10 protein-coding genes are annotated in these 14,096 nt (G+C 70.5%); 4 read left to right on the top strand and 6 right to left on the bottom strand.

Annotation, left to right across the window (positions count from 1 at the left end; translation table 11 throughout):
• Positions 1 to 204: hypothetical protein (locus ACZ3ZD_RS21005; protein ID WP_467399402.1), on the top strand; the 204-nt coding region annotated here is incomplete at its 5' end.
• 59 nt (positions 205 to 263) lie between these two features.
• Here ACZ3ZD_RS21005 and ACZ3ZD_RS21000 read toward each other — a convergent pair.
• From ACZ3ZD_RS21000 to ACZ3ZD_RS20975, 6 genes are all read right to left on the bottom strand, one after another.
• Positions 264 to 1,184: a PAC2 family protein gene (locus tag ACZ3ZD_RS21000; protein ID WP_467399401.1), complete on the bottom strand. Its 921-nt coding sequence runs from the start codon at positions 1,182 to 1,184 to the stop codon at positions 264 to 266.
• A gap of 165 nt (positions 1,185 to 1,349) precedes the next feature.
• Complete coding sequence (locus ACZ3ZD_RS20995; RefSeq protein WP_467399398.1) at positions 1,350 to 2,021, bottom strand: FadR/GntR family transcriptional regulator; 672 nt, start codon at positions 2,019 to 2,021, stop codon at positions 1,350 to 1,352.
• Positions 2,022 to 2,205: 184 nt separating this feature from the next.
• On the bottom strand, positions 2,206 to 3,822 hold the full coding sequence (locus tag ACZ3ZD_RS20990; protein WP_467399396.1) for a glycerol-3-phosphate dehydrogenase/oxidase: 1,617 nt from the start codon (positions 3,820 to 3,822) through the stop codon (positions 2,206 to 2,208).
• Between the two features lie 48 nt (positions 3,823 to 3,870).
• Positions 3,871 to 5,409, bottom strand: a complete 1,539-nt coding sequence (gene glpK / locus ACZ3ZD_RS20985; protein WP_467399393.1) for a glycerol kinase GlpK — start codon at positions 5,407 to 5,409, stop codon at positions 3,871 to 3,873.
• A gap of 91 nt (positions 5,410 to 5,500) precedes the next feature.
• Positions 5,501 to 6,295, bottom strand: a complete 795-nt coding sequence (locus ACZ3ZD_RS20980) for an MIP/aquaporin family protein (protein WP_467399392.1) — start codon at positions 6,293 to 6,295, stop codon at positions 5,501 to 5,503.
• Positions 6,296 to 6,636: 341 nt separating this feature from the next.
• On the bottom strand, positions 6,637 to 7,401 hold the full coding sequence (locus ACZ3ZD_RS20975) for an IclR family transcriptional regulator (protein WP_467399389.1): 765 nt from the start codon (positions 7,399 to 7,401) through the stop codon (positions 6,637 to 6,639).
• Positions 7,402 to 7,678: 277 nt separating this feature from the next.
• Between ACZ3ZD_RS20975 and metH the strand changes: the two genes are divergently transcribed.
• The 3 genes from metH (at position 7,679) to ACZ3ZD_RS20960 (ending at position 14,044) form a co-directional block, all read left to right on the top strand.
• Entirely contained in the window at positions 7,679 to 11,191 is a 3,513-nt protein-coding gene (metH, locus tag ACZ3ZD_RS20970; RefSeq protein WP_467399387.1) for a methionine synthase, read from the top strand.
• Positions 11,192 to 11,304: 113 nt separating this feature from the next.
• Positions 11,305 to 12,006 (top strand): HAD family hydrolase, encoded by a 702-nt coding sequence (locus ACZ3ZD_RS20965; RefSeq protein ID WP_467399384.1) that lies wholly within the window; start codon positions 11,305 to 11,307, stop codon positions 12,004 to 12,006.
• Between the two features lie 433 nt (positions 12,007 to 12,439).
• On the top strand, positions 12,440 to 14,044 hold the full coding sequence (locus ACZ3ZD_RS20960; RefSeq protein ID WP_467399382.1) for an ABC transporter substrate-binding protein: 1,605 nt from the start codon (positions 12,440 to 12,442) through the stop codon (positions 14,042 to 14,044).
• The last annotated feature ends 52 nt before the right edge of the window (positions 14,045 to 14,096 follow it).

Raw genomic sequence — 14,096 nt, 5'->3', positions numbered from 1 at the left:
TACCCGGCCGTCGTACCGCAGTCGCCCTGCCCGGCCGCCTACGTACCCGGCCGCCTGCCCGGCCGCCGGATGTCGGCCGCTGAACCCTGGCCGCTGTACCGGGCCGCCGTGCGGGACCGCGTACCCGGCCGTCGTACCGCAGTCGCCCTGCCCGGCCGCCTACGTACCCGGCCGCCTGCCCGGCCGCCGGATGTCGGCCGCTGAACCCTGGCCGCTGAACCTGGCCGCCGCACCGCAGGCGCCGTACCCCGGCCGGCGTGCCCTCAGTCCTCCGGCCCGTCCTCGTCGTCCTCCTTGGCGCCGCCGCCGGCCGCCGGGGGCCGCTGCTTGCCGCCCGGAGGGCCCACGTCCCGTCGGCGCAGATACCGCTCGAACTCCCGCGCGATCGCCTCGCCGGACGCCTCCGGCAGCTCCGCGGTGTCCCGGGCCTCCTCCAGCGTCTGCACATACTCGGCGACCTCGCTGTCCTCGGCGGCCAGCTGGTCCACCCCCACCTGCCAGGCCCGCGCGTCCTCCGGCAGCTCGCCCTGCGGGACACGGATGTCGAGCAGGTCCTCCAGCCGGTTCAGCAGCGCCAGCGTGGCCTTGGGGTTGGGCGGCTGCGAGACGTAGTGCGGTACGGCCGCCCACAGCGACACCGCCGGGACGCCGGCGTGCGTGCACGCCTCCTGCAGGACGCCGACGATGCCCGTCGGACCCTCGTACTTGGTCTCCTCCAGGTCCATGCGCTGCGCCAGGTCCGGGTCGGACGTCACCCCGCTGACCGGGACCGGCCGCGTGTGCGGGGTGTCACCGAGCAGCGCGCCCAGGATGACCACCAGCTCCACCCCCAGCTCGTGCGCGAAGCCGAGCAGTTCGTTGCAGAACGAACGCCACCGCATGGACGGTTCGATGCCCCGGACCAGCACCAGATCGCGCGGCTTGTCACCGCCGACACGGACCACCGACAGCCGTGTCGTCGGCCAAGTGATCTTTCGCACACCGCCGTCCATGAACACCGTGGGGCGGTTCACCTGGAAGTCGTAGTAGTCCTCGGCGTCCAGCGCCGCGAACACCTCGCCCTTCCACTCGCGTTCCAGATGCGCGACCGCCGTGGAGGCGGCGTCACCGGCATCGTTCCAGCCCTCGAACGCGGCCACCATGACTGGGTCGATCAGCTCGGGAACCCCCTCCAGCTCGATCACCCAGTGCCTCCTTCCGACGTGCCCTCGCTTGACCCACCAACCTTACGGCGTCCGGCGGGGGCGACCGCAGCCCCCTTGCACGGGGGAGTGAACGGATCACTGCCCCGTTCGCGGGCCCGGAACACCCCCGGTCAGCGGGGAGGACGGCGGCCGGCCCGGCGCCCCTCACAGGGAGCGGCGAAGCCACTGCTCCACGCTCGCGATGTGCACGGTCGCCCAGGAGCGGGCCGCCTCCGCGTCCCGGTCGCGCAGCGCGCCCAGGATCGCCCGGTGCTCGCGCAGGGTGCGGGCCACCGCGTCCTCCTGGGTGAGCCCCCGCCAGATCCGGGCCCGGGTGGTCGGCCCGGACAGCCCGTCCAGCAGCGAGCACAACACCGAGTTCCCGGCGCCGCGCACGATGCTCCGGTGGAACTCCAGATCGGCCGCGACCAGTTCCTCCACCGACGGCTCGGCGCCCAGCGCGTCCAACTGGGCCGACAGCGCGTCCAGTTCGTCCTCGCTGATGCGCGAGGCGGCCTGCGCGGTCGCGGCCGGCTCCAGCATCCGGCGCACCGCCAGGAACTCCAGCACCGTGTCGTCGCGGTGGAAGTCCACGACGAAGCTCATCGCCTCCAGCAGCAACTGCGGGTCCAGGCTGGTCACATACGTGCCGTCGCCCTGCCGCACGTCGAGGATCCGGATCAGCGACAGCGCGCGGACGGCCTCCCGCAGGGAGTTGCGGGACAGGCCCAGCTCGGCGGCCAGCTCGCTCTCCTTGGGCAGCCGGTCGCCGGGGCGCAGCGCACCGGCGACGATCATGCCCTTGATCTTCTCGATCGCCTCGTCGGTGACCGCCACGGCAGCCCTCCTGTCGCCAGACCTCGGATGTATCAGCCCATTATGCGGTGCGGCCCAGGACGGCGATGAGGGGCGGCTCCATCGGCGTGGAGCCGCCCCTCCCGGGGGTCCGGACCCGGTGCGGCGGGGTCCGGAGCGGCCGGCGGCGGACGGTCCGGTCGGGGATACCGGCCGCCGCGCGGGTCTACTTGCCGTCCAGCACGTCCTGGACCTTCGCGCGGACCTCGTCCGTGGCCAGGCCCCGGATGGTCAGCGTGGTACGACGGCGCAGAACGTCGTCCGGCGTCTGGGCCCACTCGTGGTCACGGGCCCAGACCACCTGCGCCCAGATCTCCGGGGCGTCGGGGTGGACGCGCTCGGCGAGCTCCGGGTGCTCGTTCGCCAGGCGGGCGATGTCGAAGGCCAGGGAGCCGTAGTGGGTGGCCAGGTGCCTGGCGGTGTCGGCGGCCATGCGCGGGCCCGGGGCCGGGCCGTCCACCAGCAGGCGGTGCGCGACCGCGCGCGGGTTGGCGACGCCCGGCAGCGGCAGCTTCTTCGGCAGCGAGGAGATCGGCTCGAAGTCGTCGCCGAGCGGGTGGCCCGGCAGCGCCTCCAGCTTCTGCATGACCGTACGGCCGATGTGCCGGAACGTGGTCCACTTGCCGCCCGCGACGGACAGCATGCCGCCCCTGCCCTCGGTCACGACCGTCTCGCGCTTGGCCTTGGCGGTGTCGCCGGGGCCGCCCGGCAGCACCCGCAGACCGGCGAACGCGTAGGTGATCAGGTCGCGCTGGAGCTGCTGGTCCCGGACGGAGAACGCGGCCTCGTCCAGGATCTGGGCTATGTCCTTGTCGTTGACCGAGACGTCCGCCGGGTCGCCCTCGTACTCCTCGTCGGTGGTGCCGAGCAGGAGCATGTCCTCCCAGGGGAGGGCGAAGGTGATGCGGTACTTGTCGATGGGGGTGGCCAGCGCGGCCTTCCAGGGGGAGGTGCGCTTCAGGACCAGGTGCGCGCCCTTGGACAGGCGGATGGACGGCGCCGCGTTCGGGTCCTCCATCCGGCGCAGGTGGTCGACCCAGGGGCCGGTCGCGTTCAGCACGAGCCGGGCGTTGACCCCGAACTCGTCGCCGGAGGTGCGGTCCTTCAGGTCGGCGCCGGTGACCCGGCCCCTGGTGAAGCGCAGGCCCGTGACCTCGGCGTGGTTCAGGACGACCGCGCCCGCCTCGACGGCCGCGCGGACCGTCATCAGCGCCATGCGCGCGTCGTTCATCTGGTCGTCGCCGTACACGGCCACGGCCTTGAGATTCTCGGTCCGCAGCTCGGGCACGTCCTGCGCCGCCTTGGCCGGCGAGAGCAGGTGGCCCACGCCGTCACCGAACGCGGAGAGCGCGGAGTAGGCGAAGACGCCCGCGCCGAGCTTCGCCGCGCCGTGCGGCCCGCCCTTGTACACGGGGAGGTAGAAGGTGAGCGGGTTCGCCAGGTGGGGGGCCACCTGGCGGGAGACCGCACGGCGCTCGAAGTGGTTCTCCGCCACCAGCTTCACCGCGCCGGTCTGCAGGTAGCGCAGACCGCCGTGGAGCAGCTTGGAGGAGGCGGAGGAGGTGGCGCCGGCGAAGTCGCCGGCGTCGACCAGAGCCACCCTCAGGCCGGACTGCGCGGCGTGCCAGGCGGTGGAGATGCCCAGGATGCCGCCGCCGATCACAAGAAGGTCGTACGACGCCTTGGCGAGCTGCTCCCTGGTCTCGGCCCGGCTCGGGTTGGAGCCGGAGGCCGGGTGCGTTCCCAGGGCGGGCACGGACTGAAGGGTGGACTGACTGGTCATGTCGGGTACTTACTCCTCGTCAGAGATGTCTGAGCCGTCTAGGGCCGCTCAGCTCTCGTCCTCGATCCAGCCCATGGTCCGCTCGACGGCCTTGAGCCAGTTCTTGTACTCACGGTCGCGGGTGTCCGCGTCCATCTGGGGGGTCCATTCGGCGGCCCGGCGCCAGTTGGCGCGCAGTTCGTCGGTGCTGGACCAGAAGCCGACGGCGAGGCCGGCGGCGTAGGCGGCGCCGAGGCAGGTGGTCTCGGCGACCATCGGGCGCACCACCGGTGCGTCCAGGACGTCGGCCAGGGTCTGCATCAGCAGGTTGTTGGAGGTCATGCCGCCGTCGACCTTCAGGGTCACCAGCTCGTCGCCGGAGTCCTTGACCATGGCGTCGGCGATCTCCCGGGTCTGCCAGGCCGTCGCCTCCAGGACCGCGCGGGCCAGGTGCGCCTTGGTGACGTACCGGGTCAGGCCGGCGATCACACCGCGGGCGTCGGAGCGCCAGTGCGGGGCGAACAGGCCGGAGAAGGCCGGCACGAAGTAGGCGCCGCCGTTGTCCTCCACCGAGAGCGCGAGCGTCTCGATCTCGGCGGCGGTGGAGATCAGGCCCATCTGGTCGCGCATCCACTGCACCAGCGAACCGGTGACGGCGATCGAGCCCTCCAGGGCGTAGACCGTCGGCTGGTCGCCGATCTTGTAACCGACCGTGGTCAGCAGACCGGCGTAGGAGTTGATGATCTTGTCGCCGGTGTTCATCACCATGAAGGTGCCGGTGCCGTACGTCGACTTGGTCTCGCCCTCGGAGAAGCAGGTCTGGCCGAACAGGGCCGCCTGCTGGTCGCCGAGCGCGGAGGCGACCGGGATCCCGCCGAGCAGCTCGCCGAGCTTGCCGCCGGTGACCTCGCCGTAGACCTCGGCGGAGGAGCGGATCTCGGGCAGGATCTCCATCGGCACGCCGATGGACTCGCAGATCTTCTCGTCCCACTGCGTGGTGTGCAGGTTCATGAGGAGGGTGCGGGAGGCGTTGGTGACGTCGGTGACGTGGCGGCCGCCGTTGACACCGCCGGTCAGGTTCCAGATGACCCAGGTGTCCATGGTGCCGAAGAGGATGTCCCCGGCCTCGGCGCGCTCCTTCAGGCCCTCGACGTTGTCGAGCAGCCAGCGGGCCTTGGGCCCGGCGAAGTAGGACGCGAGCGGCAGACCGGTCTGCCGGCGGAAGCGGTCCTGGCCGACGTTGCGGCCCAGCTCCCGGCAGAGCGCGTCGGTGCGGGTGTCCTGCCAGACGATGGCGTTGTGGACGGGCTCACCGGTGTTCTTGTCCCACAGCACGGTGGTCTCGCGCTGGTTGGTGATGCCGATGGCCTTGATGTCGTCGCGGGTGATGCCGGCCTTGGCGACGGCGCCGGCGACGACCTCCTGGACGTTGGTCCAGATCTCGTTGGCGTTGTGCTCGACCCAGCCCGGCTTCGGGAAGATCTGCTCGTGCTCCTTCTGGTCGACGGAGACGATACGGCCGTCCCGGTCGAAGATGATGCAGCGCGAGGAGGTCGTGCCCTGGTCGATCGCCGCGATGAAGGGGCCTGCGGTGTGGGCGTCGGTCACTGTGTGCTCCTGGAGGATCCGTGGTGAGGGGGCTGCACGTACGGCGCGTGCGCGAGGTCTCGGTGCTCGGTCGGGCTTCTCAAGAGGCTTCTCAGGCGAAGGCGACGTTGTAGATGCCCGCGCCGATGGCGCCGCCGAGGAGCGGACCGACCACCGGGATCCAGGCGTAGCTCCAGTCGGAACCGCCCTTGTTGGGCAGCGGCAGCAGGGCGTGCACGATGCGCGGGCCCAGGTCGCGGGCCGGGTTGATGGCGTAGCCCGTCGGACCGCCGAGCGAGAGGCCGATGGACACCACCACGAGCGCGGTGATCAGACCCCCGAGGACGCCGAGGCCGTTGCCCTTGTCGTTCAGGCCCTGGGTGAGGACCGCGAGGATCAGGACCACGGTGCCGATGACCTCCGTGGCGAGGTTCTGTGCGATGTTCCGGATCTCCGGACCGGTGGAGAAGATGCCGAGGACCGGGCCGGCGCCCTTCTCCTGGGCCTCGACGGCCTTGGCCGTGGTGGCCTGCGCGCCCGGACCGCCGACGATCTCCTTGTCGGTCAGGTGCGCGTGGAACTGGCCGTAGTAGGCGACCCACACCAGGGCCGCGCCGATCATCGCGCCGAGCAGCTGGCCGGCGAAGTAGGTCGGAACGTTGCTCCACTCGCCGTCCTTGATGGCGAGGGCGACGGTGACGGCCGGGTTGAGGTGGGCACCGGACAGCGGTCCGGAGATGTACACGGCCGTCAGGACGGCGAAGCCCCACCCGAAGGTGATGGCGAGCCAGCCGGCGTTACGGGCCTTGGAGGCCTTCAGCGTGACCGCGGCGCACACGCCGCCGCCGAGCAGGATGAGTATGGCGGTACCGATGGTCTCGCCGATGAAGATGTCGGAGCTGGACACCCGCGACTCCTTTGTCCTTCGTCCAGGGAAGCCGAACCCCGGGTCCCACCGGGGGTTCTGGCGCCCTCGGGGGTGAGAGCGATGCCGGCCCTTGGCGTTGTCACACTCTAGCGCGTATTGCCGGTAGGTGTTCGACAATGCCGACCGATGGACGGGAGTCTTGCTTCGGCGTTACGCGTGCGTCAAGAGTTCTGTTATCGAATGCAGGATCGTTATTGATCGCTACGGGTTATCAACCTTCGGGTACGGACGTACGATCCAGCCCTTTTTGTCCATTTCAGGGTAGATCGATGACCGGAACGCCGCCTGGCGTCCCGGTCGTCCGCTGCCGTCGTCGCCGGTCAGAACCGCCCGGCGCCCAGGTCCCGGGAGACCGCGCGGGCACAGTCGCGCACCGCCGCGATCAGCTCGGGGCGCAGCTCGCCGTCCCGGCACAGCCGCTCCACGGCCCCGGTGATGCCGACCGCGCCCACCGGCATCCGGCGCCGGTCGTGGATGGGCGCCGCGATCGACGCCACGCCCTCCCAGGTCTCCTCCACGTCGGCCGCGTAGCCACGCGCGCGCGTGAGGTCCAGGAGGTCCTCGAAGTCGCCGGGCTCGCACACCGTGCGGTCGGTGAAGGGCTTGCGGTCGGCCTCCAGGGCCTCGCTGTGCGCCACCGGGTCGTACGCCGAGAGCACCTTGCCCAGGGCCGTCGAGTGCAGGGGCTGCATGGCCCCGATCTCCAGCACCTGCCGGCTGTCGTCGGGCCGGAAGACGTGGTGCACGATGAGCACGCCCTGCTGGTGCAGCACGCCCAGGTACACGCTCTCGCCGCTGGAGCGGGCCAGGTCGTCGGCCCACACCAGGGCCCGCGCGCGCAGTTCGTGCACGTCGAGGTAGGTGGTGCCGAGGCGCAGCAGCTCCGCGCCCAGCTGGTAGCGGCCGGAGGCGTCGTCCTGCTCCACGAACCCCTCCTGCTGGAGGGTGCGCAGGATGCCGTGGGCGGTCCCCTTGGCGAGGCCCAGCGACGAGGCGATGTCCGAGAGGCCGAGCCGCCGCTCGCCGCCCGCGAGCAGCCGCAGCATCGCCGCCGCCCGTTCGAGCGACTGGATGTTCCGTGCCATCGCCGTTCTGCCTCCGTCCCCTTCGACTGCCCACGGTGCGGGAAGCATCCGTTCGGCAATGTCGAACACTACCGGTCGATGCCGACCTCTCGCTAATGGTCGTACGGCACCTGTTACATCAACGGCGACCTCCACGTGGCACCGGGGTCACCCGCGTCCGCCTCGTGGACGCCTGTGCCCATCCAAGCCGACGGCCGGTTACGCTGACGCCGTGCGGCACGCCCCGCCCCCGGGGAAGCCGCATAGCCGACAGCCGTCGCATCCCAGGGAGCCCTACATGGCCTCGTCGCCGCCGTCCCCTTCCGCCGACAGCCGGACCCGTGCGTCCGCGCTCCGAGAGGCGCTCGCCACCCGTGTGGTGGTCGCCGACGGAGCGATGGGCACCATGCTCCAGGCACAGGAGCCCACCCTCGAGGACTTCCAGCACCTGGAGGGGTGCAACGAGATCCTCAACCTCACCCGCCCCGACATCGTCCGCTCCGTCCACGAGGCCTACTTCGCCGTGGGCGTCGACTGCGTCGAGACCAACACCTTCGGGGCCAACCTCACGGCTCTGGGCGAGTACGACATCCCCGAGCGCGTCGCCGAGCTGTCCGAGGCCGGCGCCCGCATCGCCCGCGAGTGCGCCGACGACTTCGCCGCCCGCGACGGCCGGCAGCGCTGGGTGCTGGGCTCCATGGGCCCCGGCACCAAGCTGCCCACCCTCGGCCACACCACCTTCACCGCCATCCGCGACGCCTACCAGCGAAACGCCGAGGGCCTGCTCGCCGGCGGCGCCGACGCCCTGCTCGTGGAGACCACCCAGGACCTCCTGCAGACCAAGGCCTCCGTGATCGCCGCCCGCCGGGCGATGGAGACCGCCGGGTACGAGGTCCCGCTGATCGTCTCCGTGACCGTCGAGACCACCGGCACCATGCTGCTCGGCTCGGAGATCGGCGCCGCGCTGACCGCGCTGGAGCCCCTCGGCATCGACATGATCGGCCTGAACTGCGCCACCGGCCCCGCCGAGATGAGCGAGCACCTGCGCTACCTGGCCCGCCAGTCCCGCGTCCGTCTGTCCTGCATGCCCAACGCGGGCCTGCCCGTCCTCGGCAAGGACGGCGCCCACTACCCGCTGACCGCGCCCGAGCTGGCCGACGCGCAGGAGACCTTCGTCCGCGAGTACGGCCTCTCCCTGGTCGGCGGCTGCTGCGGCACCACCCCCGAGCACCTGCGCCAGGTCGTCGAGCGGGTCCGGGACGTCACCCCCACCGAACGCGACCCGCGCCCCGAGCCGGGCGCCGCCTCCCTGTACCAGTCCGTCCCGTTCCGGCAGGACACCTCCTACCTGGCCATCGGCGAGCGCACCAACGCCAACGGCTCCAAGAAGTTCCGCGAGGCCATGCTGGAGGGCCGCTGGGACGACTGCGTGGAGATGGCCCGGGAGCAGATCCGCGAGGGCGCGCACCTGCTCGACCTGTGCGTGGACTACGTCGGCCGGGACGGCGTCGCCGACATGGAGGAGCTGGCCGGCCGCTTCGCCACCGCCTCCACCCTGCCGATCGTCCTGGACTCCACCGAGGTCGACGTCATCCGGGCCGGCCTGGAGAAGCTCGGCGGCCGCGCCGTGATCAACTCGGTGAACTACGAGGACGGCGACGGCCCCGACTCCCGGTTCGCGAGGGTCACCCAGCTGGCCCGGGAGCACGGCGCCGCCCTGATCGCGCTCACCATCGACGAGGAGGGCCAGGCCCGCACCCCGGAGAAGAAGGTCGAGATCGCCGAACGGCTGATCGACGACCTCACCGGGAACTGGGGCATCCACGAGTCCGACATCCTCATCGACACCCTGACCTTCACCATCTGCACCGGTCAGGAGGAGTCCCGTAAGGACGGCCTCGCCACCATCGAGGCGATCCGCGAGCTGAAGCGGCGGCACCCGGAGGTGCAGACCACGCTGGGCCTGTCGAACATCTCCTTCGGCCTCAACCCGGCCGCCCGCATCCTGCTGAACTCCGTCTTCCTGGACGAGTGCGTCAAGGCGGGCCTGGACTCGGCCATCGTGCACGCCTCCAAGATCCTGCCGATCGCCCGGTTCAGCGAGGAGGAGGTGCAGACCGCCCTCGACCTCATCTACGACCGCCGCCGCGAGGGCTACGACCCCCTCCAGAAGCTCATGCAGCTCTTCGAGGGCGCCACGGCGAAGTCCCTGAAGGCCGGCAAGGCCGAGGAACTGGCCGCCCTGCCCCTGGACGAGCGGCTCAAGCGCCGGATCATCGACGGCGAGCGCAACGGCCTGGAGGCCGACCTGGAGGAGGCCCTGCGGGACCGCCCGGCGCTCGACATCGTCAACGAGACCCTGCTGGACGGCATGAAGGTCGTCGGCGAGCTGTTCGGCTCCGGCCAGATGCAGCTGCCGTTCGTCCTGCAGTCCGCCGAGGTCATGAAGGCCGCCGTCGCCCACCTCGAACCGCACATGGAGAAGTCGGACGCCGAGGGCAAGGGCACGATCGTGCTGGCCACCGTGCGCGGCGACGTGCACGACATCGGAAAGAACCTGGTCGACATCATCCTGTCCAACAACGGCTACAACGTCGTCAACCTGGGCATCAAGCAGCCGGTCTCCGCGATCCTGGAGGCCGCAGAGGAACACCGGGCCGACGTGATCGGCATGTCCGGACTGCTGGTGAAGTCCACGGTGATCATGAAGGAGAACCTGGAGGAGCTGAACCAGCGCGGCCTCGCCGCCCGCTTCCCGGTCATCCTCGGCGGCGCCGCCCTCACCCGGGCCTACGTCGAACAGGACCTGCACGAGATCTACGAGGGCGAGGTCCGCTACGCCCGCGACGCCTTCGAGGGCCTGCGCCTGATGGACGCCCTGATCGGCGTCAAGCGGGGCGTCCCCGGAGCGAAGCTGCCCGAACTGCGCCAGCGCCGGGTCCGGGCCACCGCCGTCCAGGTCGAGGAGCGGCCCGAGGAGGGCCACGTCCGCTCCGACGTCGCCACCGACAACCCCGTGCCCACCCCGCCTTTCCAAGGCACCCGCATCGTCAAGGGCATCCAGCTCAAGGAGTACGCGAGCTGGCTGGACGAGGGCGCGCTGTTCAAGGGCCAGTGGGGGCTGAAGCAGGCCCGCACCGGCGAGGGGCCGACCTACGAGGAACTGGTCGAGACCGAGGGCCGGCCCCGGCTGCGCGGCCTGCTCGACCGGCTGCAGACCGACAACCTGCTGGAGGCGGCCGTCGTGTACGGCTACTTCCCCTGTGTCTCCAAGGACGACGACCTGATCATCCTGGACGAGCAGGGCAACGAGCGGACCCGCTTCACCTTCCCGCGCCAGCGCCGCGGCCGGCGCCTGTGCCTGGCCGACTTCTTCCGCCCGGAGGAGTCCGGCGAGACCGACGTGGTCGGCTTCCAGGTGGTCACCGTCGGCTCCCGCATCGGCGAGGAGACCGCCAAGCTCTTCGAGGCCAACGCCTACCGCGACTACCTCGAACTGCACGGCCTGTCCGTCCAGCTGGCCGAGGCCCTCGCCGAGTACTGGCACGCCCGGGTCCGCGCCGAACTCGGCTTCGCCGGCGAGGACCCCGCCGAAATCCAGGACATGTTCGAGCTGAAGTACCGGGGTGCCCGCTTCTCCCTGGGCTACGGCGCCTGCCCCGACCTGGAGGACCGCGCCAAGATCGCGGAACTGCTGCGGCCCGAGCGGATCGGCGTCCACCTGTCCGAGGAGTTCCAGCTGCACCCCGAGCAGTCCACGGACGCCATCGTGATCCACCACCCGGAGGCGAAGTACTTCAACGCACGCTGACGCGTGTCCCACCCAGCACTCTGATCGGATAAGTCGTACACTGGTCGGTCCACTGCAGGCCGGTTCCCCAGCCCGGGAACCGGCCTGGTCGTCCCTCAAGGAGGTGCGCCAGGATGACCAGCACGGTCCCCGCGCCAGAAACCCGTACGGCCGAAGGCTCCGCCCTGCAGGCGGTGCTGCTCGACATGGACGGCACCCTGGTGGACACCGAGGGTTTCTGGTGGGACGTCGAGAGGGAGGTCTTCGCCGCCCTCGGACACGCCCTGGACGAGACCTGGCGGCACGTCGTGGTCGGCGGCCCCATGACCCGCAGCGCCGGCTTCCTCATCGAGGCGACCGGCGCCGACATCACCCTCGCCGAACTCACCGTGCTGCTCAACGAGGGCTTCGAGGCCCGCATCGGCCACACCCTGCCGCTGATGCCCGGCGCCGCCCGGCTCCTCGCCGAACTGTCCGAGCAGCGGATCCCGACCGCCCTGGTCTCCGCCTCCCACCGGCGCATCATCGACCGTGTGCTGTCGGTGCTCGGCCCGCACCACTTCACCCTGTCCATCGCCGGCGACGAGGTCTCCCGCACCAAGCCGTTCCCGGACCCGTATCTGCTCGCCGCCGCGGGACTCGGTGCGGATCCGGCCAGATGTGCCGTCGTCGAGGACACCGCCACCGGGGTCGCCGCCGCCGAGGCCGCGGGCTGCCGGGTGGTCGCCGTACCCTCCGTCGCCCCCATCGGAGCCGCCGAGGGGCGTACCGTCGTCTCCTCTCTGGAAGAGGTCGACCTGGCATTTCTCCGGGGCCTGATGACCCAAATGCGCTAGCCGTTCACCCAGCGTGCAAAGCCCATTGGCCGCGCTGGACATATTCAGCGGGAAGTACACCCGGGAGTAATTCACCAGCTGCCGACCGGCCGAATTCCGCTGACCGGCGGCACAGTTGGGGGTGTGACGTTCCCCACGCCGGGCTGCCTCGACATCGGTGACCAAGTGTGCTGGTCCACCCCGAAGGGGGAGAAACGACGGCACCTTGTGTCCTGATTGGGGAGACGCTGCACTAATCCTGCCGCTGTCGGGTTTTCGGTGCGTCCGCGCCCGGTTCCACTGCGTGATGGGGGGTCAACTCACGGCCCCGTGAACCGGGCTGCGCACGCGGACTAATCTCATCGCGAGAACATCGCCGCGAACCCCCGTGATCCGCCGCACCACCCATGCATGCCGGATACACGGACCCGAACAGCTCTGGAGAAACTCCCGCATGAACCGCAAGACTTTGGTGCTGCCGGCGGTGGCCGGCCTGCTCACCCCGGTTCTCGCCGCGTGCGGCGGAACCGACAGCGGGAGCAAGAGCGGTGACGCCATCGTCGTCGGTACCACGGACCAGTTCACGGCCACCAAGGAAGCCCCGGCGCCCCTCGACCCGGCCTACGCCTACGACGTCGGCACCTGGAACATCCTGCGCCAGACCGTGCAGACCCTGATGGCGCAGCCCCGGGGCGAGGGCACCCCCGTCCCGGACGCCGCCGAGAGCTGCTCCTTCACCGACAGCGGCAGCGAGCGCTACGCCTGCAAGCTGCGCGACGGCCTGAAGTTCGCCAGCGGCGACCCGGTGACCGCCCAGGACGTCAAGTACTCCATCGAGCGGGCGCTGCGCATCAACGCGGACAGCGGTGTCTCGGCCCTGCTGAACACCATCGACACCATCGAGACGCAAGGGGACCGCGAGGTCGTCTTCCACCTGAAGACGGCCGACGCCACCTTCCCGTACAAGCTGTCCACCCCGGTCGCGGGCATCGTCAACCCGAAGGACTACCAGAAGGACAGGCTCCGGGACGGCTTCGACGTCGACGGCTCCGGACCGTACACCTTCCAGGCCGACGTCAAGAACAACGCGATCGCCACCGCCACCTTCACCCGGAACGCCTCCTACAAGGGCAGCGTGAAGGTGAACAACGACAAGGTCGAGCTGCGCGCCTTCGCCGACGCCGACGCCATGGGCGCCGCCATCAACAAGGGCGACATCGACGTCATGACCCGCACCATGTCGCCCGCCCAGATCCAGAAGCTGGACGGCGGCAGCGACGACAAGGTCGACCTCGTCGACATGCCGGGCCTGGAGATCCGCTACCTCGCCTTCAACACCGACGCCCCCAGCGTCAAGTCCAAGGCCGTACGCCAGGCCATGGCCCAGCTCATCAACCGCGGCGAACTGGTCTCCAAGGTCTACGGCACCCAGGCGGAGCCGCTGTACTCGCTGGTCCCGGCCACCATCACCGGCCACTCCAACTCGTTCTTCAACAAGTACGGCAACCCCAGCCAGGCCAAGGCGAAGGACCTGCTCACCAGGGCCGGCATCAACACCCCGGTGAAGCTGACGCTGCACTACACCACCGACCACTACGGCTCGGCCACCAAGCAGGAGTTCGAGATCCTGCAGAGGCAGCTCAACGACAGCGGCCTGTTCGACGCCTCCATCGAGGGCCACCCCTGGTCGACCTTCCGGCCCGCCGAGCAGAAGGGCCGCTACGACGTCTACGGCATGGGCTGGTTCCCCGACTTCCCGGACGCCGACAACTTCCTCGCGCCCTTCCTCGACAAGGACAACTTCCTCGGCTCGCCGTACAGCAACAGCACCGTCCAGCGCACGCTGATCCCGCAGTCCCGGCGCGAGGCGGACCGGCTCGGCGCGTCCAGGAGCCTGACCGACATCCAGGACATCGTCGCCGACGACGTCCCGGTGCTGCCGCTGTGGCAGGGCAAGCAGTACGTCGCCGCGCGGGACGACATCACGGGCGTGGCCTACGCCCTCAACTCCTCCTCTACGCTCCAGCTGTGGGAGCTCGGCCGTGGTGTGAGCGGCTGACGGCACCCCGCACCCGGGGCCGGGCACCGCGCGGCCCCGGTGCCCGGGCCAG

The organism is Streptomyces sp. NPDC023481 (assembly GCF_055560195.1).
This window is presented reverse-complemented; position numbering and strand designations above follow the sequence as displayed.